Source organism: Actinoplanes sp. NPDC019969 (assembly GCF_055562375.1).
In genome coordinates this window covers 224266-245609 of sequence record NZ_JBVHFK010000011.1, presented here as the reverse complement: position 1 = coordinate 245609, position 21344 = coordinate 224266, and the positions used below count along the sequence as shown (strand labels likewise).

23 protein-coding genes and 1 pseudogene are annotated in these 21344 nt (G+C 70.2%); 10 read left to right on the top strand and 14 right to left on the bottom strand.

Going from position 1 to position 21344, the window contains the following annotated elements:
• Together ACZ3II_RS30875 and ACZ3II_RS30870 are read right to left on the bottom strand one after the other, a co-directional pair.
• The gene (locus ACZ3II_RS30875) at positions 1–675 is read right to left on the bottom strand and encodes a CBS domain-containing protein (RefSeq protein WP_465521834.1); all 675 of its coding nucleotides are present in this window, start codon (positions 673–675) and stop codon (positions 1–3) included.
• A 283-nt stretch (positions 676–958) separates the two neighbouring features.
• Positions 959–1249, bottom strand: coding sequence for a CBS domain-containing protein (locus tag ACZ3II_RS30870; protein WP_465521832.1), 291 nt, complete (start codon positions 1247–1249; stop codon positions 959–961).
• A 240-nt stretch (positions 1250–1489) separates the two neighbouring features.
• Here ACZ3II_RS30870 and ACZ3II_RS30865 point away from each other — a divergent pair, with 240 nt between their 5' ends.
• From ACZ3II_RS30865 to ACZ3II_RS30855, 3 genes are all read left to right on the top strand, one after another.
• A complete protein-coding gene (locus ACZ3II_RS30865) occupies positions 1490–2683 on the top strand; it encodes a PucR family transcriptional regulator (protein ID WP_465521830.1) in 1194 nt (397 codons plus the stop codon).
• Positions 2684–2723: 40 nt separating this feature from the next.
• The gene (locus tag ACZ3II_RS30860; protein WP_465521829.1) at positions 2724–2870 is read left to right on the top strand and encodes a hypothetical protein; all 147 of its coding nucleotides are present in this window, start codon (positions 2724–2726) and stop codon (positions 2868–2870) included.
• Positions 2871–2969: 99 nt separating this feature from the next.
• The gene (locus tag ACZ3II_RS30855) at positions 2970–3206 is read left to right on the top strand and encodes a hypothetical protein (protein WP_465521827.1); all 237 of its coding nucleotides are present in this window, start codon (positions 2970–2972) and stop codon (positions 3204–3206) included.
• Between the two features lie 43 nt (positions 3207–3249).
• On the opposite strand, the gene ACZ3II_RS30850 is transcribed toward ACZ3II_RS30855, so the two are convergent.
• The 7 genes from ACZ3II_RS30850 to ACZ3II_RS30820 all read right to left on the bottom strand — a co-directional run bounded on the left by ACZ3II_RS30850 (position 3250) and on the right by ACZ3II_RS30820 (position 10410).
• Entirely contained in the window at positions 3250–4593 is a 1344-nt protein-coding gene (locus ACZ3II_RS30850; RefSeq protein WP_465521825.1) for a hypothetical protein, read from the bottom strand.
• 93 nt (positions 4594–4686) lie between these two features.
• Complete coding sequence (locus ACZ3II_RS30845) at positions 4687–5829, bottom strand: RNA polymerase sigma factor (protein ID WP_465521823.1); 1143 nt, start codon at positions 5827–5829, stop codon at positions 4687–4689.
• Positions 5830–5834: 5 nt separating this feature from the next.
• Complete coding sequence (locus tag ACZ3II_RS30840; protein ID WP_465521821.1) at positions 5835–6242, bottom strand: YciI family protein; 408 nt, start codon at positions 6240–6242, stop codon at positions 5835–5837.
• 117 nt (positions 6243–6359) lie between these two features.
• Positions 6360–7664 (bottom strand): serine/threonine-protein kinase, encoded by a 1305-nt coding sequence (locus tag ACZ3II_RS30835; RefSeq protein ID WP_465521819.1) that lies wholly within the window; start codon positions 7662–7664, stop codon positions 6360–6362.
• A gap of 45 nt (positions 7665–7709) precedes the next feature.
• On the bottom strand, positions 7710–8282 hold the full coding sequence (locus ACZ3II_RS30830; protein WP_465521817.1) for a DUF305 domain-containing protein: 573 nt from the start codon (positions 8280–8282) through the stop codon (positions 7710–7712).
• A 68-nt stretch (positions 8283–8350) separates the two neighbouring features.
• Positions 8351–9664, bottom strand: coding sequence for a copper amine oxidase (locus tag ACZ3II_RS30825; protein ID WP_465521815.1), 1314 nt, complete (start codon positions 9662–9664; stop codon positions 8351–8353).
• Positions 9665–9681: 17 nt separating this feature from the next.
• Entirely contained in the window at positions 9682–10410 is a 729-nt protein-coding gene (locus ACZ3II_RS30820; protein WP_465521813.1) for a hypothetical protein, read from the bottom strand.
• A gap of 214 nt (positions 10411–10624) precedes the next feature.
• Between ACZ3II_RS30820 and ACZ3II_RS30815 the strand changes: the two genes are divergently transcribed.
• Positions 10625–10996 carry a hypothetical protein gene (locus ACZ3II_RS30815; RefSeq protein WP_465521811.1) on the top strand — a complete coding sequence of 124 codons (372 nt, stop codon included), beginning with the start codon at positions 10625–10627 and terminating at the stop codon, positions 10994–10996.
• Positions 10997–11173: 177 nt separating this feature from the next.
• On the opposite strand, the pseudogene ACZ3II_RS30810 reads toward ACZ3II_RS30815, so the two are convergent.
• Positions 11174–12030, bottom strand: a pseudogene (locus ACZ3II_RS30810) (IS5 family transposase).
• A 235-nt stretch (positions 12031–12265) separates the two neighbouring features.
• Between ACZ3II_RS30810 and ACZ3II_RS30805 the strand changes: the two are divergent.
• On the top strand, positions 12266–14416 hold the full coding sequence (locus tag ACZ3II_RS30805) for a GmrSD restriction endonuclease domain-containing protein (protein ID WP_465521809.1): 2151 nt from the start codon (positions 12266–12268) through the stop codon (positions 14414–14416).
• A 192-nt stretch (positions 14417–14608) separates the two neighbouring features.
• Here the strand turns inward: ACZ3II_RS30805 and ACZ3II_RS30800 are convergent, their stop codons facing one another.
• Together ACZ3II_RS30800 and ACZ3II_RS30795 are read right to left on the bottom strand one after the other, a co-directional pair.
• Positions 14609–16633, bottom strand: a complete 2025-nt coding sequence (locus ACZ3II_RS30800) for a cellulose binding domain-containing protein (RefSeq protein ID WP_465521807.1) — start codon at positions 16631–16633, stop codon at positions 14609–14611.
• A 55-nt stretch (positions 16634–16688) separates the two neighbouring features.
• Positions 16689–17915, bottom strand: coding sequence for a CobW family GTP-binding protein (locus ACZ3II_RS30795; protein ID WP_465521805.1), 1227 nt, complete (start codon positions 17913–17915; stop codon positions 16689–16691).
• A gap of 44 nt (positions 17916–17959) precedes the next feature.
• On the opposite strand from ACZ3II_RS30795, the gene rpmB reads away from it, so the two are divergent.
• The 5 genes from rpmB to ACZ3II_RS30770 all read left to right on the top strand — a co-directional run bounded on the left by rpmB (position 17960) and on the right by ACZ3II_RS30770 (position 19401).
• The gene (gene rpmB, locus ACZ3II_RS30790) at positions 17960–18193 is read left to right on the top strand and encodes a 50S ribosomal protein L28 (RefSeq protein WP_465521803.1); all 234 of its coding nucleotides are present in this window, start codon (positions 17960–17962) and stop codon (positions 18191–18193) included.
• A complete protein-coding gene (gene rpmG, locus ACZ3II_RS30785; protein ID WP_465521801.1) occupies positions 18193–18360 on the top strand; it encodes a 50S ribosomal protein L33 in 168 nt (55 codons plus the stop codon). Before rpmB ends, rpmG begins: the two co-directional genes overlap by 1 nt.
• Positions 18361–18427: 67 nt before the next feature.
• Positions 18428–18733, top strand: a complete 306-nt coding sequence (rpsN, locus tag ACZ3II_RS30780) for a 30S ribosomal protein S14 (RefSeq protein WP_465521799.1) — start codon at positions 18428–18430, stop codon at positions 18731–18733.
• A 140-nt stretch (positions 18734–18873) separates the two neighbouring features.
• Positions 18874–19215 (top strand): cupin domain-containing protein, encoded by a 342-nt coding sequence (locus ACZ3II_RS30775; RefSeq protein ID WP_465521797.1) that lies wholly within the window; start codon positions 18874–18876, stop codon positions 19213–19215.
• Between the two features lie 18 nt (positions 19216–19233).
• Entirely contained in the window at positions 19234–19401 is a 168-nt protein-coding gene (locus ACZ3II_RS30770; protein ID WP_465521795.1) for a hypothetical protein, read from the top strand.
• A gap of 26 nt (positions 19402–19427) precedes the next feature.
• Here the strand turns inward: ACZ3II_RS30770 and ACZ3II_RS30765 are convergent, their stop codons facing one another.
• Positions 19428–20105, bottom strand: a complete 678-nt coding sequence (locus ACZ3II_RS30765; protein WP_465521793.1) for a response regulator — start codon at positions 20103–20105, stop codon at positions 19428–19430.
• Entirely contained in the window at positions 20102–21292 is a 1191-nt protein-coding gene (locus ACZ3II_RS30760; RefSeq protein ID WP_465521791.1) for a sensor histidine kinase, read from the bottom strand. Before ACZ3II_RS30760 ends, ACZ3II_RS30765 begins: the two co-directional genes overlap by 4 nt.
• Positions 21293–21344: the final 52 nt, after the last annotated feature.

The following is a 21344-nucleotide window of genomic DNA, read 5'->3' as shown; positions in this document are numbered from 1 at the left end:
TCACCGGGCCGCTGCGGGGTGGAACGGTTCGGCACTGAACGGGTGGGTCCGGTGGACCCGGGAGCGGATCAGGTGGGTGTCGTCCATCTCGTAGCTGATGCGGTCGATCACCGCACCGACACCCGGAACGGCCGCCGCCAGCCGGGTGGCTATCCCGGCGGTGGAGCGGCGCCCCACCGCGCCGGTGAGCGTCGCCGTGTTGCCCTCGACGCGCACCTGCACCTGCTGCGGACGGATCCACAGGCGGCGGCGCAGCACCTGCTCGATCTCTGCGCCGATCTCGGAGTCGGTTCTGGCGTACGGGCGCAACAGGACGCCGCGGGAGATGACACCGCGTAGCTGACCATCCGCATCGGTCACCACCAGCCGCCGGACCCTGCGCCGGCGCATGGTTCTGGCCGCGTCCTGCAGCGAGGCGCCGGCAGCCACGCCGAGCGGCGGGGTGGTCATCACGTCACCGGCACGCGCCGCAACCGGTGCCTCCGCGGCGTCGCCGTGCGCGACATCACGACCGGGGCGGGCGACGCCGGGCAGCAGGTCGGCCTGGGAGACGACACCGACGACCTCGCCGCTGTCCGCGATGACGGGCACCGCGCTGATCCCTTCGCGGTCGAGCAGGGCCGCGACCAGATGGAGAGGCGTGCTGACATCCACCGTCACCACATCGCGTGTCATGACGTCGTCTACCCGCCACCGCATGAAACACCTCCGTATCTGCCCCAGCCCGGTGACGGGCGACAAGGCGCGCGTTGCTTGCCGAGCAGCGGCAGGCACGACCGTGACCGGGCACCGGCTGCCTGGACGCACTGGTGTCGGACCGAATTGAGCCCGCTACGAGAGCGCGGCATCTTGATCGTGGCCGGTGGCAACGTAGTGACAACCTGCGGGATGGACTGGAGTCTCACCGTTGACGGTTACGCCTGCGGCTCGCTGTCGATGACCGCGGAAATCCTCGGCCTCACCTGTCCACGGACCGCCGGCCGCTCTGCCGGGCGGGCAGGTCGGCGGCGCCCACCGTGCCGTGCGGCCACTGCAGCAGCGGGTTCCGCCATCGGCTCCACCAGCCGGTACGCGACCCGCCCTCTCCGCCGAGTTTGACCCTTTCGTGCAGGTCCGTCCAAGACACGATGCCGAGGACGACGTCGAAGCGGTCCGTGACCGGTACCGCGCTGATCCGGTGGTCCTTGAGCAGGGTAACTATCTCCGTCACCGAGACGTCCTCGGAGACGGTGATCACGTCGGTGGTCATGACATCACGTACTCGCGATTGCGGCATGCCGGGTAACTCCTTCCCGTATCCAGTCGTCCGGTTCGACTACCAGCCTGCCGGGGCGGCTCCGGAAAGGGCAGGACCACGGCAGTCAGAAATCGCGGGGCTAAACTGCCGACCATCGGCAAGCACGCGTGACACGGACCAGTCCGTCTGCGAGGTAACCGGATGACCGGCAGCACCGCCCGGCCCCGACGCCGGCGGCCGGGGGAACCAGGCATGGAGGACGCCTGGCTCATCGAGGTGGCCGCCGGCGCCAGCCGCGACGCCGGCGATGTCCCGGTGCAGCTGCTCGGCGACTACCTGCTCCTGCTCGCCGACGCCGCCATCCACGGCCGCCAGGTCAGGAAACGCGAGCTCGACGCGGTCGGCCTGCTCGGCCGGCAGGCGGCCGAGCAGGGCATCTCCGCCGGCCGCGTGGTGCAGTTGTACCTGTCCGCAGCCCGCCGGCTGTGGCAGGACCTCCCCATGGTCGTACGGTCCCGCGACCGCGAAGCGGTACGCTCAGCAGCGGCCGCCGTGCTCCAGGTCGTCGACAAGGCCGTCGCCACCCTCGCCGAAGGCTACGCGGACGCGCGCCGTGACCTGGTCCGGCGCGAGGAGACCCTGCGCCGTGAGCTGATCGACGACCTGCTGCGCGGCGACTCCGATGTAGGCACCCTGGTGGAACGGTCGGAACCGTTCGGGCTCGACCTGGCCCGAATCCACCAGGTGGCGCTGGCCGTCCCGAGCCGGCGGCTGCCGGACGCCGACACCGCGATCAGCGCCCTCGAGGCGGTCGTGTTCGACCGGCTCGGCGACCGCGACGTCCTGGTGGCGACCAAGGACGGGCTCCTGGTGGTCATCGCGCCGGCCGAGCCGCCGTCGGCGGGCAACCCATCGTCCTCGATGGCCGCGAGCACAGAACTGGGTGCACTGATACACAGCGAATTGAGCCGTCTGCGCCGCGGCCGGCCCTGGCGCGTCGCCGTCGGCCGGGGCCACCCGGGCCTGTACGGCATCGCCCGCTCCTATGAGGAGGCGCGCGAGTCGCTCACCATGGCCGGGCGGCTGAACACCGACAAGCCGGTCACCAACGCGCACGACCTGCTCATCTACCGGGTGCTGCTGCGTGATCAGCCGGCCATCGTCGACCTGGTCCAAACGGTGCTCACCCCGCTCACCCAGGCCCGCGGCGGCGCCCGGCCGCTGCTCGACACCCTCGACGCCTACTTCGCCACCGGCACCGTGGCCACCGAGTCAGCCAAACGGCTGCACATCTCGGTACGCACCGTCACGTACCGGCTGGACCGGGTCAAAGCCCTGACCGGCTACGATCCCGCCGATCCCACGCACCGGTTCACCCTGCAGGCAGCCGTGCTCGGCGCCACGATGCTCAACTGGCCGCAGGAGCCGCTGCCAGTCCCGGGCTGAGACTCTCACCGGACGCGTGATTTCCACCCGTCTGTCGCCGATGACTTCGGAGCCGCGGACGATCATGTTCACCAGCGGGTCCGCCGACTCCACTCATCTGTGCGACACCGGGTACTGCGCAGCGCGGCAATGGACCACGCCGGTCAACCGCAAGGGAGCCGTCCTCGACTTCCACCTGGGGGAGTAGGACGGCGGCGTCTCGCTGTCGAGCGACAACGCCTCCACGCTAATCCGTGACAACGCGACCACATGGACCTACACCCGCCGCGCCGATCCGCTGAAGCTGGTGTACACGGTTCGGCTCACCTTCCGGTCCGGCAGCGCGGATCCGGAGCCCACGACACCGGCGCCGGTCAACCGGCCGCCGGCGACCGGCAGCGCCGTCACCTGCACCACGCGGGTGCGCCCGGCCGACTACGTCTCGCTCGGCGACTCCTTCTCCTCCGGCGAGGGCGCCAAACCCCTCGACCCGGGTACGGGCACGGCGGCGAACAAGTGCCACCGCAGCGAACGGACCGGGTAAAGCGAGCAGGGCGGTCATTGATGACCGCCCTGCTCGCGCGCGCTCAGGGACGAACCGTCGCCCCGGTTCCGCAGATGGTGCCGGCGGCGGTGGCAGCCAGCGGGCAGGCGTAGAGCACGCGCTTGCCGGCGAACTCGGTGACGGTCCAGATCTCCTTCTTGCTCGGCCAGATGGAGATGTCCTCCGCCCCGGAGCCGGCGTGCCGGCCCTTGGTCACCGTCAGCACGCCGGCTCCGGCGCCGGCCTCCAGCAGTCCGGCCGTCTCGTCGTCGCCACCACCGGTCTGCGTGAGGTACCACGTTCCGTTGTACGACGAGGCGCCCTGGATCTTGGAGACGGGAAGCCGGTACGCGGCTGACGCGCGGACCTTGCCGTCGGCGTCACGCACGAGGCGCCCGCTGCTGTCCAGCAGCCACTTCGCGACGCGCCCGTACTTGTTGTTCTCGTTGCAGTACTCGCCGCTGATCAGGCCGTTGGCGCGGTCGTAACCGAGGTACGAGAACTTGGACGGACCGTCGACCTCGCACCAGCCGCTTTTCGAGGGCGCGTCGCCGCCGGCGCTGACCAGCCAGTCGACCTGCGGCATCACGTAGCGGTAGCCGTAGCTGTAGTAGAACTCGCCGTCGGGGTACGCGTCGTACCAGCCCACCGCGTTCGAGTTCGTGACGTCGCCGTTGACGGCCGACTTGATGTCGAGGATGTAGCGCATGTCGAAGACCCGGATGCCCTGGGTGGTGTCCGCGACGTACAGGTAGTTGCCGGCCCAGACGATGCCGCCGGCGTGCAGACTCTTGCCATCGCCCGACTGAGGGCTGGTGACCGCCTCGTAGTCGGGAGCGCCCGAGCCGTTGATGTACGGGTAGACCAGGAGCACGTGCTGGTACTGGTTCGTCGCGGTGTCGATGAACGAGATCCGGACGCCCTTCCGGCCGGCGGCCTCGGGCTGGTACCAGGAGACGAGCACGCCCTGCTTGGAGCCCCACAGCTCGTCGGATTGGGCGTCGGCCACCGTGGTCACACCCTGCGGAACCCATTCGGCGGTGTTGTTGTCACCGTCGTTGAAGCAGAACCGCCGTCCCGGCGGCGGCGTCCTGCCGAACCAGGCATCGGACGGACACGCGCTCACGGAGCCGTTCGACCAGACGCCGGTGCGGTTGGCCTGCAGGAGGATGTTCTGCACCCCCAGCTTGGGCAGTTTGGCGTCCAGGCGATTGACCCGCTCCTGCAGCGACGGCGACGGCAGCGAAGCCGGCCGGAGGACGAAGTCGCTGAGCTTGGGGGCGGGAGGGATGGCGGCCGCCGCGGGCGACGACGACACGGTCAGCGCCGTCGTCGTCACGACCAGCGCCGTCGCCATAGCGGCGACGAGTTTACGGAGGGTGAACATCAGTCCCCTAGAAGTTGACGATCTTGAGTCGCAGAGACCGTACTGCATCCGGGTATCACCGGGACCAAGGCATCGCCGCCTTCTGATCCGTGGTCAGAGCGGTGAGTTGTTGAGGCGGGCGGCCTGGCGGGTCAGGTGGTCGCGTTCCGGCAGGCTCGTCGCGGCGTGGGCGGCCTCCGTGTAGAGGCGGGCGGCAGTCTGCCGGTCGCCGGCGCGTTCGTGCAGGTAGGCGGCGACTGCCGGGTAGCGGGGGAGGGCCGGGTCCAGGTCGGCCAGGGCGGCCAGGCCGGCGTGCGGGCCGTCCGCCTCGCCGAGCGCGACGGCACGGTTCAGGCGGGCCACCGGGCTGGCGGTGAGACGGACCAGTTCGTCGTACCACTCCACGATCTGCACCCAGTCGGTCTCCGCCGCGGTCCGCGCGTCGGCGTGCAGGGCGGCGATCGCCGCCTGCGCCTGGAACTCGCCGAGCCGGTCGCGGGCCAGCGCGTTCTGCAGGAGGCCGACGCCCTCGGCGATCATCCGGGTGTCCCACCGGCTGCGGTCCTGGTCGGCGAGCGGGACCAGGCTGCCGTCCCGGCGGGTGCGGGCCGGCCGCCGCGCGTGATGCAGCAGCATCAGCGCGAGCAGGCCGTCCACTTCTTCGTGCCGGTACGCCGCCGCCAGTTGCCGGGTCAGCCGGATCGCCTCGGCCGCCAGGTCGACGTCGCCGGAGTAGCCCTCGTTGAAGACCAGGTACAGCACCCGCAGCACGGTCGCGACGTCGCCCGGCTGATCGAACCGGACGTCCGCGACGGTCCGTTTGGCCCGGCTGATCCGCTGCGCCATGGTCGCCTCCGGCACCAGGTACGCCTGCGCGATCTGCCGGGTGGTCAGCCCGCCGACGGCCCGCAGTGTCAACGCGACCGCCGACGCCGGGGTGAGCGACGGATGCGCGCACAGGAAGTACAGCCGCAGCGTGTCGTCGGTGGATCCGGCCGGGCCCGGCTGCGGCTCGGCGTCGACGAGGTCCTCCCGCCGCCGCCGGGACGTCTCCGCACGGACCGCGTCGAGGAACCGGCGCCACGCCACCGCGATCAGCCACCCCGACGGATCGCGCGGCGGATCGTCCGGCCACACCCGGACCGCTTCGACCAGGGCGTCCTGCACGGCGTCCTCGGCCGCCGCGAAGTCGGCTCCGCGGCGGACGAGGACCCCGAGCACCGTGGGCGTGAGGGTCCGCAGGAGAACCTCGTCCACGTCGGTTACTCCGTGACCGTCAGGGGCGTCCCGTACAGCGGGCGCAGCTCGAGCCACTCGTGGATCGGCTTGCCACCGGCGCCCGGCGCGGCGGAGAGTTCGGCGGCGAGTTCCAGAGCCCGCTCGTACGACTCCACGTCGATGATCATGAACCCGGCGATCAGGTCCTTCGTCTCCGCGAACGGCCCGTCGGTGACCGGCGGCCGGCCGTCACCGTCGTACCGCACCCAGGTCCCTTCCGGCCCGAGCGCCGTCTCCCCGACGAACTCCCCGGTCGCGACCAGGCGGTCCGCGAACTCCTGCATGTACCGGATGTGCGCGTCGATCTCCTCCGGCGTCCACTTCTCCATCGGCACGTCGTTGACCGCCGCCGGCGCTCCCCGGTAGTGCTTCAGCATCAGGTACTTTGCCATCGTCGTTCTCCCTCGATGCTCCTGCGGCCATTCTCGCCGCGTGCACCCCTGGGTCGGAGCCCCACCCCGGTTCTCGACACGACCGGGCACACGAAGTTCAACCTGTCACGGAGGCGGTCAGCCGGAAGTCACCGGCGGCGCCGCCGCGACGGAGAGGGCCACCCGGCATGTCGTTCCGCTGAGGCGGAACTGCTTCGGCATGGGGGTGGCGCCCCGGTAGGTGCCGCTGATCGTCGCGGTGTGGCGGTCGCCGGGCGGCACGGTCAACCGTGCGGTGACGGTCCGGCCGGACTGCCGCCACGTACCGGGCTCTCCGCTGTTCACGGAAGCGCCGCCGGGCAGAGCGAAGGCGAACGGTGCGTCCCGGACCGAGGTGGGCCCGGTGTTGGTGACGGTGACCTCGGTGGTGAAGTGTCCGGTCCCGGCCCGGACGACGTAGCCCACCGCACAGCCCGGACCCGGCGTGACCGGGGCGTTCACCGGCGGGGACACGGGTGGCCCGGCCTGTGCCCGGAGACCGTCGAGCGTCCCCGGAACCATCGCCGCCAGGAAAGCCCCGGCCACCAGCAGCCCCGCGACGGCGGTACCGACCGGACCACGCCGGGGCCGGCCGGAGACGACGGACCCCTCGATGATCGTCCGGACCTGCCGCGGAACTCCGGGGCCGGCGTCGCCGGGAAGGGCGGCGAGCACCGACGCCACCTCCGCGGCGGACGGCCGTTGCGCGGGATCGTCGGACAGGCACCGGCGGCACAGAGCCGCCACCTCGACGGGCAGTCCGGCGGGCAGAGGACCACCCCACGGCAGGCGGCCGGTGAGGGATTGGAACAGCAGCAGGCCCAGCGCGTACACGTCGCTCGCCGGGCGTACCACTCCGCCTTTCCAGCGTTCCGGGGCGAGGTAGGCCGGGGTGCCGAGCAGTCCCGTGCCACGGTCGTCGTCGCCGGCGACGGCGGCGATGCCGAAGTCGACCAGCGTCACCCGGTCGCCGGCGACGACCACGTTGCCGGGTTTCACGTCCCGGTGCACCACGCCGCGGTCGTGCGCGGCAGCCAGAGCGGCCGCCACCTGCGCGCCGATCCGCACGGCCCGGCGCCACGGCAGCGGACCTCCGGCGAGCAGGTCCGCGAGCGTGCGGCCGTCGACGACCTCCATCACCACGTACGGCAGCGGCCCCGGCGCCTCGCCGTAGTCGTACACCTCCACGATGCCGGGATGCCGCAGCCGGGCGATCGCCCGCGCCTCGTCGCGGATCCGCGCCATGAGCGCCGCGTCGCGACCGAGGTCAGCCGACATGACCTTGACGGCGACGTCGCGGCCGAGCACCTCGTCACGGGCCCGCCACACCACCGACATGCCGCCGGCGCCCAGGCGTTCCCGCAGGTGGAACCGTCCGTCGAGCAGGTCTCCACGATTCAGCACGGCCTGGCGATGCCCCGTCGCGGCGGCGCGGAAACGAGGTCGCGGTCACGCCGGGAGCAGGGCGGTCATGGCTTCGTTCTCGGCGGTCTGCTCGTTGATGACGTGTTTGGCCATGCTGCGGATGTACGCGTTACCGCCGGGCAGGTCGAGGACGTCCCGGGACATGACGATGGCGCCCCGGTGGTGTTCGATCATCAGGCGCAGGAAGACCCGGGGCGCCGTGGCCGCGTCCGCGTGGTCCAGTTCGGCCAGCTGGGCGGCGGTCAGCATGCCGTGTCCCGCCCCGTCGGGCGCCGGTGATCCGGTCGGCGGCCGGTCCCACGCGGCCAGCCAGGCGTCGGTCTGGTCGATCTCGCGCTGCTGGTCGTGGGCGATGAACTCGGCGATCAGGCGGATCCGTTCCGGCACGTCACCCTTCGCCAGCAGGGTGCGGCTCATCCGTACCGCCTGCTCGTGGTGCGTCATCATCATCCGCGCGTAGTGCTCGTCGGCGCTGCTCGGCGCGCCCACGACGGTGGCGGCGGCGGGCTGCGGCGCGGGTCCGCCGGTGTCCCGCAGCAGGATCACCGCCACGCCGGCGAGCGCCAGGCTGAGCAGGGCGGCAAGACGGCGGATCATCAGGAGATTCCTTTCGGGGTACGGGGCCGGCACGGTCCTCGGTGGGGAAGGACCGTGCCGGTGACCGGTCAGCCTCGCGAACCCGAGGGCTGTGGCTCGGGCGCCGGTCCGCCGTTCTCGCCGGTACGACCGTCCGGCGTCAGCGGGTTCATCGCGGTGAAGTCACGGGGCGCCAGGTCGAATCCCTGCCAGTGCATCGGCATCGGGCTCTGGTCCTCGTCGCGCGGCACGTGGTGGAAGCCCACCCGTACCCACATCACCGGGTCGGTGAGTTTCTGCTTGTCCTTGACGAAGTCGAGAACGGTACGCAGCCCCGGCGGGCATTCCGGGTCGGTGTCGTTGCCGCTGGCGTACTTCTCGCACGCGTTCTTCTCGGTGAACGTGACGTCCGGCTTCGTCTCCGGGTGCCCCTGGTAACGGGCGTTGGCGCCGGTGACCAGCTCGTACGACCGCTGGTGCCCGTCGGTGTTCTTGCTGTTCTGGCTGGTCAGCCGCCACCAGCGCTGATCCACCTCGGAGAACGTGCCCTCGGTGGCGATGTCCTTCTTCGTGGTCTTCAGCTTGGCGGTCATGTCGCCCTGGCCGTCCAGCGTGGTGTCGTACTGCTGGACCTTCTCGCCACCCTTGCCGGCGATGTTGAAATCGACCCGCCAGAACGCGTTGTGGTAGTGCATGGTCGCCTTGTACGCGCCGCCCTTGCCGATCGGCCAGCCGCGGGCGGCGTCCGCCTCGGTGCCGGGGGCCAGGTCGCCGGTCGCGCCGAGCCGGGCCGAGATCTGGCCGTCGTCGCGCAGCCGGAACTCGGTGACGTACTCGTACCAGGAAAGCTTGCTGATCGTCCGCAGCACCAGGTCGTGACCCTGCTTGGAGTACAGCGTGCCGGGCTCCGGCCCGTCCTCGCCCCAGCTCTCCTCGCGGGCGCGGTATGCCAGGCCGGCCGGCTCGGCGCTGACGCACAGCACCTTGCGCTGGACCGGCTCGGCGGACCCGTCGGAGCCCAGGCGCGCCGATCCGCCCTTGCAGTCGTCGCCGTCGAGGGTCTCCAGCGCGCCGCCACCCATGCCGATGTCGGTGAGGTCGTCGAACTCCATGTCACCGGTGTCGTACGGCACGTGCAGCTGGGCGAGCCGGATCGAGTCGAGCACCTGCACCGGCTGCGGGTTGCGCTTGGTCGAGACGTAGACCTTGGTGAGCACCAGCCCGGCCTTGTCGTGGATGCGCCAGCACAGCTGCCACGTCGTCCCGTTCGGCAGGGTCTCCTTCACCGTCGACGCGCCGCTGCACGGAGCCGGCGCGGCAGCCTGCGCCGGCGACGGAACGGACGCGCTCAGCGCCGCCGCGGTCAGCAGCGCGAGGGTGCCGGCGATCTTTCGGTTCGTCATGCTGCCGGAATCCCCGCTCACGTGAGGCGGGCGACCGTGCGCCCGGAGAGGTCGATGATGAACTCGCTGACGCTGAGGAACTGCCCGCCGTCGGTCGCCACGATGAGCTGCACGCAACGGTTCTTGCCGCACTGGGCGGCGCCCTTGTCGGCCGGCTTGGCCGTGTAGATGTGGGCGGTCGGGACCAGGCCCTCGGTGCCGTTCAGCTGTTTTCCGGTGGTGGCCCGGTACGACTCCTTGAGCCCGCTGCCGGCCGGATTCGCGAGCAGCAGTTCGAGAGCGGTACGGGTTTCCTGCTCGGATGCCGGCGGCTGCATGCCCGCGGCGGAGAAGGAGTTGACGAGTTTCCCGGCGGCCAGGTCGACGACCTGCTTGACCAGCTTCTCCGTCTTGTAGTCGTAGTAGTACAGCTCGGCCTGCCGCCCGCCGGCCTCGGCGTCGATCTCGGCCGACAGGTACTCCGGGCCCGCCTTGCCGGTGACGTCCTCGGCGTTCGCGGCGAGCTGCGGGGTCAGCGCGAGGGTTCGCGCCTTCTCGACCTCGGTGCTGGTCAGCGCGTCGTTCCCACTGCCGGTCGCGGCCTCGGGAACCGGTTGGGGATCGGTCACCTTCGCCTGCTCGGCGGTGACCGTCGGCGTCGGTGTGGACGGTGCGGCGATCGCCTGCCACGAGGCGACCCCGAACGCCGTCACCGCCGATGCCGTCGCGATGCCGAGGCCCCAGCCCCATCTTCTGAATTGAGTCACGTTCCGCCTTTCGCTGTAGTTGCCGGCCCGTTCGGGGACCCTACGGAAAGGAGGTGAGATTCCTGTGAAGACTTGAGTGACGTGCATCTATGCAAGGGGAAGGCTCCGGTGGATTCCCTGGCCACCAAGCCTGTCAATGCCGTACCGGAAACAAAAAATTCATTTCTCGCCGCCCGGCCCGCAATCCGGCGGCGAAATTTCTGCTCCCCGATTCGTGCCATTCCGCCGAGGGAGCCCGCCGGCCGGCGAACGGCGCCACCCTCCGCTCACCGGCCTGCGTCTGGTCGCGCAGGTCGACGGCGACCCGGGCGAGGCCTTCCTGGTCTGGGAACAGATGACCGCCATCGCCCGCCTGCATGTGCACGAGCAGCGCGACTTCGCCGAGTTGCGCCGGACGCGCCGGCGGATCGACGAGGCCACCCGGCCGCGGGTCCAGGTCTCCCCGTTGCTGGAGCACCACGTCCTCGGCAACCGGCGCGTCAACGGGCTGATCGGTGACTACACCGCGCCCGCCCAGGGTGTCTGGGGTGGTGCGCCCCGGCTCGCCGGCGCGGCTGACCCGGAGGCATCGGCCGCTTCTCGTTGATCGCCCGCGGTGATCCACGAGCACCGTGGGTGGTGCCGGACCGTACGCCATCCGAAACGTCCAGCGCGGTGGCGCCCGCATGAAATTGATCCCGACCGTCCACCGGACCCTCACCGCGCAGGCCTTGCAGATGTTCAGGCCTTGGGCGCTGGCCGCCTAGGCCGTGTCGCCAAAGGGTTATAGCCACTGCAGCAGTGCGGCGATGGTGACGGTGGCCTGGAAAGAGGTGCTGGTCTTGTCGTAGCGGGTGGCCACCGATCGGCATTGCTTGAGCCTGTTGAAGCAACGTTCCACGACGTTGCGGTGCCGGTAGATCAGCTTGTTGAAGGTCGGCGGCCGGCCGCCGCGAGGCCCGCGATTGCGGTGGTGTTTCTGCTGGTCCGAGCGTTCCAGGATGGTGTGAGTGATGCCGCGGCGGCGTAGGCAGCGGCGGATCGCGCGGCTGCTGTAACCCTTGTCGGCGATGACGTGATCGGGGCGGGTGCGTGGCCTGCCCGGCCCGATCCGGTCGACGCGGATGGCGTTCATGACCTGCTCGAAGCAGGTGCAGTCATTGACGTTGCCGCCGGAGAGCACGAAGGCCAGGACCCGGCCGGCGCCGTCGCACGCCAGGTGGATCTTGGTGGTCAGCCCGCCACGGGATCGTCCGAGGGCGTGATCCGGTTTGCCCGTTTCCGGCTGCCCCTTTTTGCGCCCGCCGCGTGCTGATGGGCGCGCACGATGGTGGAGTCGACCGAGACCAGCCAGTCGATGTCGGCGTTCGCGTCCGCTGCGGCCTGGGCGGCGGCGAGCATCTTGGCGAACGTGCCGTTCAACGCCCACCTGCGGAAACGGGTGTAGATCGATTTCCAGGAGCCGTATCGGGCGGGCTCGTCGCGCCAGGGTGCGCCGGAGCGGATCTTCCACACGATGCCGTTGAGCACCCGGCGGTCGTCCTCGCGCGGACGGTCGCCGGTGATCACCGATGGCAGGTGCGGTGACAGCGATTCCCACTCGGCGTCAGTCAGCTCATAGCGGCGGATCACGCCGTACATCATCCATGGCCACGATCCTTTGAAGACACGGCCTAAGTGCATCCGTGGCGAAGTCGAGGCGACGGCTACCCGGGCCCCTGGGTCAGATGACGGGGCATCGGTATAGCGAGTCCCGCAACCGCCTCCGAATCTCGCGATACGGAGCCGGTTCCCTTACGGGCTGACGGTCGGAGCTCACAGCGGACTGCGGTGTAGGGGCCAATCGCTAACACGTTCGTATGATGGCGATCCGTCTATGCGAATCGGCAGTATGGGTGGTCGCGGCGCTGCCGAGCGTCGACGCGAACGCCAAGCAGCGCCACGGAGGGTCAGCTTGAAGGCAAACGAGACGACGGTCCGTAACCTCCTACAAGGAGAGAAGCAGTACGTTGTGCCGCTCTACCAGCGACGCTACAGCTGGAAGCGCAGAGACCTGGCTCAGCTATGGGCGGACCTAACGCAGGTAGTCACGCTTGGTGACAGTGTCACCCATTTCTTGGGCTCCGTGGTGCTGGCTCCCAGCCCGACCAATACACCCGCCGGTGTGCAAAGCTGGCTCGTAGTAGACGGCCAACAGCGACTCACGACCTTGAGCATCCTGCTCTGCGCGGTACGCGACCACGTCCGCGCCACTGATCCCCAGCTCGCCGCAAAGATCGACGACATGTACCTGCTCAACAAGTACGCCAGCGGCATGGAGCGGTACACGCTACTACCCACCAAAGCCGACCGAGCGGCATGGCTGGCGCTGGTGGAACGCGACCCCGACGCCGGGGGCGAAGACCGCATCGGCGAGGCATACCGCTTCTTCCGGTCCGCCCTGGTGCAAGCCGACGACCCAGATGACGACTACGACGTCGTCCGTATCGAACAGGCCGTGGCGGCTCGACTGAGTCTCGTGGAGATCGCGGCGCACCCCGAAGACAATGTCCATCGAATCTTCGAATCCCTTAACTACACGGGCCAACCGCTGACCCAGGCTGACCTTCTCCGCAACTACTTGTTCATGCGCCTACCGAACCGCGGTGATCACGTCTACGAATGGCAGTGGCTACCGCTGCAGGAACTCCTCACTGACCGCCAGTTGGAGGAACTCGTATGGCTTGACCTCGTACTTCGCGGTGACGACCGGGCAACGCAAGAAGCGATATACCAAGCTCAACAGCAGCGACTCAAGCAGCTTCCTGACGAAGCCGCGATCGAGCAGTGGATCATCGAGCTGCACCAAAAGGCCCGCCTGTTCCGCTTGATCCTGTCTCCACAGCAAATTCAAGACGCAACACTGCGCCGCGCGCTCGACCGGCTCGACCGATGGGGAGCGGCGGTCGTGCACCCCATCGCCCTGCATGTGCTCCTGGCGCACGAAGCGGGGCATCTCAACTCTGCCGAAGCAGCAGAGGCTCTCCGAGTCGTTGAAAGCTACCTCGTTCGACGTATGCTCGCGGGCATCTCCAGCGCTAACAACAACCGGCTGCTGATGACGCTGGTCAAGGACCTCGGAGATCAAACGCCCTCCGCCAAGGCCATCACTCGCGTCCTATCCGGTCCCCGCAAGCGGTTTCCCACTGACCAACTGGTCCGCGACGCTGTACTGGTCAACAGCTTCTATTGGCTTGGGCGAGGCCCACAGCGCAGCTTTGTCCTCCGCTGCATCGAGGAGGACCACCGCCATGGCGAACCTGTCGACTTCGATCACGCCAAACTCACCATCGAACACGTGCTACCGCAGTCCCCCACCGAGGAGTGGTGGGGCATGCTACGAGTCGACCTCGAAGACGGCGAAACGGTAGAGGAATTACACAGCTCGCTCGTACACACTCTCGGCAACCTCAGTCTGACCGCTTATAACGCCAAGCTGGCCAATGACGGCTTCGAGGCCAAGAAGAAGATCCTCGGCGACAGCGGGCTCGCCATGAATCGCGAGATCGCTCGCGCACCGCGCTGGGGAAAGACCGAGATCATGGCCAGAGGACGAGCGCTGGCAGACCGAATCATCCGCATCTGGCCCGGACCCGACGAATCGGCCAGTGTCCCACCCCCGAGCCCTCGCTGGTCGCTGATGAACCAAGCGCTCACATGTATCCCCGCGGGCCGCTGGACCAGCTACTCCGATATCGCCGAGGTGATCGGCGTCTTTCACCGCAGCGTCGCCGCCCGCCTGGCGAGCGTCCAGGTACCCAACGCGCACCGGGTACTGAAGATCGACGGCACAATCTCAGCAGAATTCCGCTGGCCCGACCCGACGCGTCACGACGATCCCCGGATCGTTCTCGAAGCCGAAGGCGTGCGTTTCGATGAATGGGGCCGGGCCGCAGCCGATCAACGCATGACGGCCAGCGATCTCGCACGCGAGCTTGGGCTCGACGCGAACGGCGACGACAGCGACAACGCCAATCAACCCGTGTAGCCGGCCTGAATCGGATGGTTGGGCGATCCGGTCGATGGAGACGCCCCACCATTCGCCAGGACAGGTGATCCACCCAAGTCGCTGACCAGCCCGCACATAGGTCAGCGCTGGTGAGACGCCGCTACACGGGTACCGCTGAACGTCGTTCAGCGGTACCCGTGACATTCGCTCTCATTCCCCACCGGGAAGGGGTCAGACGCTGGTGCAGACGGTGCCGTTGAGGGTGAAGACGGACGGCGCGACGTTCGGCCCGCTGTAGGAGCCCACGAAACCGGCGCCCGTCGTGGCCCCGGCGGCCAGGGTGCTGTCGCTGGTCACCCGGACGGTCCGGGCGGATTCGGTCCAGGTGGCGTTCCAGCCGCTGCTCAGGCTCTGCCAGGCGGTCGGCCAGCCGAAGGACAGCGTCCAGCCGGACAGCGCCGCCCCGTTGTTGGTGATGTCGACCTGGCCGACGTAGCCGTTGCCCCAGTCACTGGTGTTGCGGAACTTCACCGTGCACGACGAACTGCTCGGCGTGCCGGTGGTGAAGGTCAGCGGTGGCGACGGCGGGGAGAGGCGGCCGGCCCCGTCCCGGGCCACCACGTTCACCGTGTAGCGGCGCCCCGGCTCCAGGTTGCGGGCGGTCAGCGACGTGCCGGTGGTCTCGCCGAGGAGTTCGGCGGCGCCACCGTTCTGGCGGTAGACCTCGTACTTCAGGTTCGCGCCCGCCGACGGCCAGGAGATGGTCGCGGTGCGGTCGGTCACGGTCGCCGACGGCCACGCGGGCGCGGGCGGTGCGGCGGCGGTGGCGGGGTTGTCGAGGGTGACGAGAGTGATCGAGTACGGGGCCAGGGTCTGCTCGGTGGCGCTGCCGGCCGGGGCGGTCGTGATCGCGTCGGCGCCGTTGGTGTAGGTCGCGGCCGTGGGCGTACCCGCAGCAGGGGTGTAGCCGTGATGGGCCAGGGAGACCGTGTGGGCCGCATCCGGGTCCTTGTTGATCAGCAGAACCGCGACATCCCCGTCGGCCTTGCGCACCGCATGCGCGCTGACCAGGGGATTGTTCGTGCCGGCGGCGACGAAGCGGTCCCCGGGTTCGGCGAAGGAGCCGATCAGGTACAGGGCGTGGTACGGGGCGAACGGCGTGTTCATCGGCGGCTGGCACACACTGTTGTCGGCGTTGCAGTTGCCGCTGGACAGCAGCCCGTAGTCGCCGTAGTCGGTCTGCCCGGCGATGGTGGAGACGGTGCCGAGGCCGTTGTGGACGTTCCACCAGTGGACCGTGAAGACGCCCTGGGCGAGCAGGCCGCTGTAGACGTCCGCCAGGTACAGCGCGCCCGGCTGGGTGTTGCGGCCGACGTCGACGTTGGTCTCGGTCATGCTGATCGTGATCCGGCCGGCGTTCGCGCCCGCGTACCTGTCGATCTGCTGGCGCAGCAGGTGGACGGCGTCGGTGATCTGGGCGGGTTTGGTCAGCGCCTCGGCGGGCGTGCTGCCGCCGGGGTACCAGTGCACGTCGACGAAGTCGATCGCGGCGCCGGCGCGGGTGAGCACCTCCTGGTTCCAGGAGCCCTGGTCGCCGGTGCCGACGATGGCGTCCGGCCAGTTGCCGGGCATGGTCAGCACGGCGCCGACCTTGATCGTGGGGTCGACGGCCTTCATCGCCTGGGCGTAGGCGACGACGTTGGCCGCGTACTCCTTCGGGCTCTTGTCGGCGTGGTCGTCGGCCTCCCAGTTGGCGCCGTAGTGGCCGTTGCCGTAGTTCTCGTTGCCGATCGTCCAGTACGTCGCGTCGTACTTCTTGGTGATGTTGGCGTACCGCACCCAGTCGGCGGCCTCCTGAGCCGTGCCGGTGCCGTAGTTCGCGATGATCATCGGCTCGGCGCCGGTGGCTTTCGCGCCGGCCATGAACGTGTCGAAGTCGGTGTTCGGGGCGACGTAACCGCCGGGGGCGGTGTGGTCGCGCCAGTGGTAGATGTCGGCGTACGAGCCGCCGGGGTAGCGGACCATCGTCACGCCGGCGTCCTTGAGCAGGCCGGACACGGCGGGGGTGCCGAGCTGGGAGTCCCAGATGGCGTGGTTGACGCCGACGGCGACGTCACTGACGGACGCCAGGCCGGCCCGGATGTCGATGTCGACGCGGGTGTCGGTCTCGGCGGCGCTGGCGCTGGAGGGGGTGGTGGCGACGGCCGCGAGCAGGACGATGCTCGCAGCCGCACGCCATGGGGATGAGATGGGCACGGAAGCCTCCGAATGTTGGGAGCGCTCCCATGTTCATCTCATAGAAACATGGATGTCAATGCGGCTCCGCGTTCTCGCTCAGCGGGAAGCAGCCGGCGAACGGATCCGGCAGGCTCGCCCACGCCTCGAACCCGTCGGCGAGTTCGGCGTCGGTCAGCAGGCACGCCCGCAGCAGCGACAGGAGCGATGGGTGGTCCAGGTGCAGCCCGATCAGCACCAGGACGGTCTGCCGGTCCCCGTAGTAGGGGTCCCAGTCCAGGTCGGCGGCCAGCCGCCGCTGATCGCTCGTCTCGGTCCAGCGTTCCACCGGCAGCGCCGCCAGCCAGTACCCGAGGCTGCCGAGGCTCACCCCGCCACCGGCGAACTCGAATGCGATCGCCCCGTCCGGCTGGCTTGCGATCCACAGTTGCCCCCGCCCGCGCAGCGCGTGCTCGGTGAGTTCCTCCAGGGCCTCGTGCAGGCGTTCCGGATGAAACGGCCGCCGGGTGCGGAAGACCACCGACGACCCCTTTTCGTGTACGCCGATCGAGCGCCCTTCGAGAGCCATCCCCAGCACGCCCGGCCGTTCCGGATCATGGCGGCCGGATCGCAGCACCTGAGCGGCGAGCCCCGTGCAGTCCAGGCTGTCCGACGGCCCGACCGGCACGGTGACCGCCCACGGCGCGAGCCGGTGCAGCAACGCGGTCAGCCGGTCCAGTTCGGCCGCGCCGGTGCCGGGCCGGCTCCACAGGATCACCGTGTCGCAGAACTCGGCCTGGTGCGCCACCACCTCGGCGACCGCCCGGTGGTCGTCGCCGGCGGCGTGCAGGTCCCGGTCGCGCAGGTCGTCGGTGCTGGTCAGATCGTCGAGGAAGTGGTCCGCGTCGACCACCGTCACGTACGAGTCGAACCGCAGCGCCGCCTGATGCCCGCACGCGGCGGCGACGGCCTCGGGCTCCACCGTCGGCGGCAGGACCAGCAGCAGGTCGCTGCCCGGCCGCTCCCGGGCGAGCCGGAGCAGGGTGGGCAGCACGTCCTCGCGCAGCGTGCAGGAGACGCAACCGTGCTGCAGCTCGACCGTCTCCTGCTCGATGACCCGTGCGGCGGACTCGACCCGGCGGCGTACCACGCCGTGCCGCAGCCCGGACAGGTCGTGACCGACCGCGAGCAGGGTCTCGTCCGCGATCAGCAGGGCCCGGGCGGCGGCCTGGACCGCGCCCGGGGAGAAGCCGGACAGGACGGTGACGGCGGGCCGGTGGTCCACCGAGGGGCGGGCGACGGAGGTGCTCGGGTTCGTACTCACACCCCCATCTTGTTGGAAACGATTTTCATTGTAAAGTCGCCACCATGTCTTTCGTCTGTGACGTGACCGGCGCGAAGCCCAGCTTCGGCAACGCCGTGTCGCACTCCCACCGCCGTACCCGCCGCCGCTGGAACCCGAATGTCCAGCGCCGCCGCTTCCGCCTCGCCGACGGCCGCACCGTCCGCCTGAACGTCAGCACCACCGGCCTGAAGATCATCGACCGGGACGGGATCGACGCCGTCGTCGCCCGGCTGCACGCCCGCGGGGTGCGTGTCTGATGGCCAGGAGTACCGACGTCCGCCCGGTGATCAAGCTGCGCAGCACCGCCGGGACCGGCTACACGTACGTCACCCGCAAGAACCGCCGCAACGATCCCGACCGGCTGGTCCTGCGCAAATACGACCCGATGGTCCGCCGGCACGTCGACTTCCGGGAGGACCGCTGATGGCCCGCGGGGACGTCGACTTCCGCGCGGACGGCTTCCGCCCGGACCGCTCCCTCGAGGTCCGCTGATGGCCCGCCGTGGACTGACCGAACGCGAGAAACGCCGCGCCGAGCTGGCCGCCCGCTACGCTGCCCGGCGCGCCGCACTGAAACGGGCGATCTCCGCTCCGGCCACCGACCCGGAGACCCGGGCTGCCGCCGTACGGGCGCTCGCCTCCCTGCCCCGCGACTCCAGCCCGTCCCGGCAGCGCAGCCGCGACCAGATCGACGGCCGCCCGCGCGGCGTGCTGACCCGCTTCGGGTTGTCCCGGGTCCGTTTCCGCGAGCTGGCCTTGCGTGGCGAGCTGCCCGGCGTCCGGAAGGCTTCCTGGTAGGACCTGCGGCCCGCCGCCGCATGACCTATGGCAGCGGCGGGCCCGTCCCGGCCCAGGCAGGCTTGCCGGTGCGGGTTCCGGCCGGGCCTGCCCACACCGGGCCCGGCCGGGCCCCGGCCTCGCCGTAGGAAAGGAACGCCATGCAGACGACCTCCCTCACCGCCCTCGCCGGGCAGCAGCTCGGCATCGCCCGTCAGGCCGGATCCGGGCGCAGCGCGCACACCGTGCACGGCGGCCACGACGCCGCGCTGCGCCAGACGCTGATCGCGCTGGCCGGTGGCCGCAGATTGGACGAGCACGACAGCCCCGGCGAAGCGACCCTGCACGTCCTGCAGGGTCACGTCCGCCTGATCGCCGGACCCGAGACCGTGGACGGGACCAGCGGCGACCTGCTGGTGATCCCGGCCGCCCGGCACGCCCTGGAAGCACTCGAGGACAGCGTCGTGCTGCTGACCGTCGCGAAATCGCATGCTCCGAGCTGAGGCGGGTACCCGGAGGGCATGACCGACAGCCCCATCGAATCGGCCGCGCAACCCGACTTCGGGCGGCCGATCGACCTCCAGGACGTGCCCCACCGTGACGACGAGGAGAAGAAGCCGACCACCGACCGGGACCGCCCCGACGACACCAAGACCGACGACGGCGCGGTCCCCGAACCGGCCGACTGAGCGATACCGCGGAGCGCCGGCGACGGTCAGCGCGCGGCGCCCGGGCGGACCAGACCGGTCTCATACGCCAGGATCACCGCCTGGGCCCGGTCGCGGAGGCCGAGCTTGCCCATGACCCGCTTCAGGTGGGTCTTGACCGTCGACTCCTCGACGAACAGCTCGCCGGCGATCTCCAGGTTCGACCGGCCGCGCGCGACCAGCCGCAACACGTCCCGCTCCCGGGCGGTCAGCTCGCGGAGGCGCTGCTCGGCGGCCACCGGGTCGGGTGGCGCGGCGGCGGCCATCCGATCGATCACGGTACGCGTCACCGATGGCGACAACAGCGAGTCACCGGCCGCGACGGTATGGATCGCCTCGATCAGCTGCTCCGGCCGGGTGCGCTTGAGCAGGAACCCGGACGCGCCCGCCGTGAGCGCCCCGAAGATGTAGTCGTCGTCCTCGAACGTCGTCAGGATCAGCACCCGCACGTCCGGCGCGGCCGCGGCCAGCTGCCGGGTCGCGGCGACGCCGTCCAGCTGCGGCATCCGCACATCCATCAGCGCCACGTCCGGCGCTGTCCGCCGCGCCAGCTCCACCGCCTCCCGCCCGTCGGCCGCCTCGCCGATCACGATGATCGAGTCGTCGCTGGAGAGGACCGCCCGCAGCCCGGCCCGCATCAGATCGTCGTCGTCGACGATCAGCACCCGCAGCGGCTGCCCGGTCACGTCAGGGCTCCGGCCGCGGCGTACGGCAGGCGGGCCCGCAGCCGGAACACACCGTCTCCCGTGCCGGGGCCGGCGTCAAGGTCGCCGTCGAGCAGTGCGGCCCGCTCGCGCATACCGACGATCCCCAGGCCGCTGCCGGTCCGGCCACCGTCGCCGACCGGGTTGCTGACCTCGATGTCGACGGCCTCCATCCCGTACGACATCCGCACCTCAGCGGTTCCGGAACCGTGCCGGGCCGCGTTCGTCAGCGCCTCCTGCAGAATCCGGTAGGCCGCCCAGGCCACCCCGCTCGGCAGCCCGCGTGGCGCCCCGTCGAACGTCGCCGCCACCGCCAGGCCGCTCGCCCGGTGCCGGTCCACCAGATCCTCCAGCGCGCCCGTCCCGGCGGGCACCGGCTGATCCGGCTCGGAGCCGGTGCGCAACGCCTTGACCAGGCGGTCGATGTCCTCGATCGTGGCGTGCGCGACCTCCTCGATCGTCGCGATCGCCCGCCGCGACTGCTCCGGATCCCGCTCGTGCAGCAGCCGTGCCGCGCCCGCCTGCACCAGGATCACGTTGATCGCATGGCCGGCCGAATCGTGCAGCTCCCGGGCGATCCGGGTGCGTTCCTCGGCGGCGGCGAGCCGGCGCTGCCGCTGCACGTCGGTCTCCCGCAGGCGCGCGGTCACCTCCAACTCGGCGATCCGCTCCCGCCGCAGCCGGCTGCGGTCGCCGGCGATCCAGACCAGGGAGAACATCGCCACCCAGGCGAACAGCCCGGGGGACATCCCGGTCAGCGACTTCCCGTCGCCGACCATGAGGATCATCGACACCGGCACGTAGGCCACGACGCTCAGCCCGGCCACGAGCTGCCGTCGCGGCGTCGCCCCGCCACCGACCGCCTCGGCGAGGGTGTAGGTGGCGATCAGCGGGCCGGGCGGGACGTCCAGGCCGTAGCCGCCGCCGACCAGCGCCAATGACGCCGCCGCCGTGACCGCCCAGATCAGATAGGGGAAGCGGCGCACGGCGACCAGCGGCGCCGTCGACAGGACCGCCAGCAGCAGCCCGGCGCCGTCGAGGGTATGGAAGCCCGGCTCGGACGACCCGAGACCGCCCTCGTCGAGCATCCCGATCGTGAAGATCATCGCGGCCATGGCGACCGCGGCATCGACCGCGGCCTGTCCCCGTGCACTCAACTTCGCTGCCACGGGAGCCAGCGTACGGGCGGCGGACGCTCCGGCGGATCCCTCAGCGGGAGCA

What these genes read in the sequence shown, in the direction of transcription:
- ACZ3II_RS30770 (WP_465521795.1), top strand. Translation starts at nt 19,234, where the DNA reads ATGACCGACAGCCCCATCGAATCGGCCGCGCAACCCGACTTCGGGCGG.
- ACZ3II_RS30865 (WP_465521830.1), top strand. Translation starts at nt 1,490, where the DNA reads ATGGAGGACGCCTGGCTCATCGAGGTGGCCGCCGGCGCCAGCCGCGAC.
- ACZ3II_RS30860 (WP_465521829.1), top strand. Translation starts at nt 2,724, where the DNA reads ATGACTTCGGAGCCGCGGACGATCATGTTCACCAGCGGGTCCGCCGAC.
- ACZ3II_RS30850 (WP_465521825.1), bottom strand. Translation starts at nt 4,593, where the DNA reads ATGTTCACCCTCCGTAAACTCGTCGCCGCTATGGCGACGGCGCTGGTC.
- rpsN (WP_465521799.1), top strand. Translation starts at nt 18,428, where the DNA reads ATGGCCCGCCGTGGACTGACCGAACGCGAGAAACGCCGCGCCGAGCTG.
- ACZ3II_RS30805 (WP_465521809.1), top strand. Translation starts at nt 12,266, where the DNA reads ATGCGAATCGGCAGTATGGGTGGTCGCGGCGCTGCCGAGCGTCGACGC.
- ACZ3II_RS30840 (WP_465521821.1), bottom strand. Translation starts at nt 6,242, where the DNA reads ATGGCAAAGTACCTGATGCTGAAGCACTACCGGGGAGCGCCGGCGGCG.
- rpmG (WP_465521801.1), top strand. Translation starts at nt 18,193, where the DNA reads ATGGCCAGGAGTACCGACGTCCGCCCGGTGATCAAGCTGCGCAGCACC.
- ACZ3II_RS30775 (WP_465521797.1), top strand. Translation starts at nt 18,874, where the DNA reads ATGCAGACGACCTCCCTCACCGCCCTCGCCGGGCAGCAGCTCGGCATC.
- rpmB (WP_465521803.1), top strand. Translation starts at nt 17,960, where the DNA reads ATGTCTTTCGTCTGTGACGTGACCGGCGCGAAGCCCAGCTTCGGCAAC.
- ACZ3II_RS30825 (WP_465521815.1), bottom strand. Translation starts at nt 9,664, where the DNA reads ATGACGAACCGAAAGATCGCCGGCACCCTCGCGCTGCTGACCGCGGCG.
- ACZ3II_RS30875 (WP_465521834.1), bottom strand. Translation starts at nt 675, where the DNA reads ATGACACGCGATGTGGTGACGGTGGATGTCAGCACGCCTCTCCATCTG.
- ACZ3II_RS30830 (WP_465521817.1), bottom strand. Translation starts at nt 8,282, where the DNA reads ATGATCCGCCGTCTTGCCGCCCTGCTCAGCCTGGCGCTCGCCGGCGTG.
- ACZ3II_RS30870 (WP_465521832.1), bottom strand. Translation starts at nt 1,249, where the DNA reads ATGACCACCGACGTGATCACCGTCTCCGAGGACGTCTCGGTGACGGAG.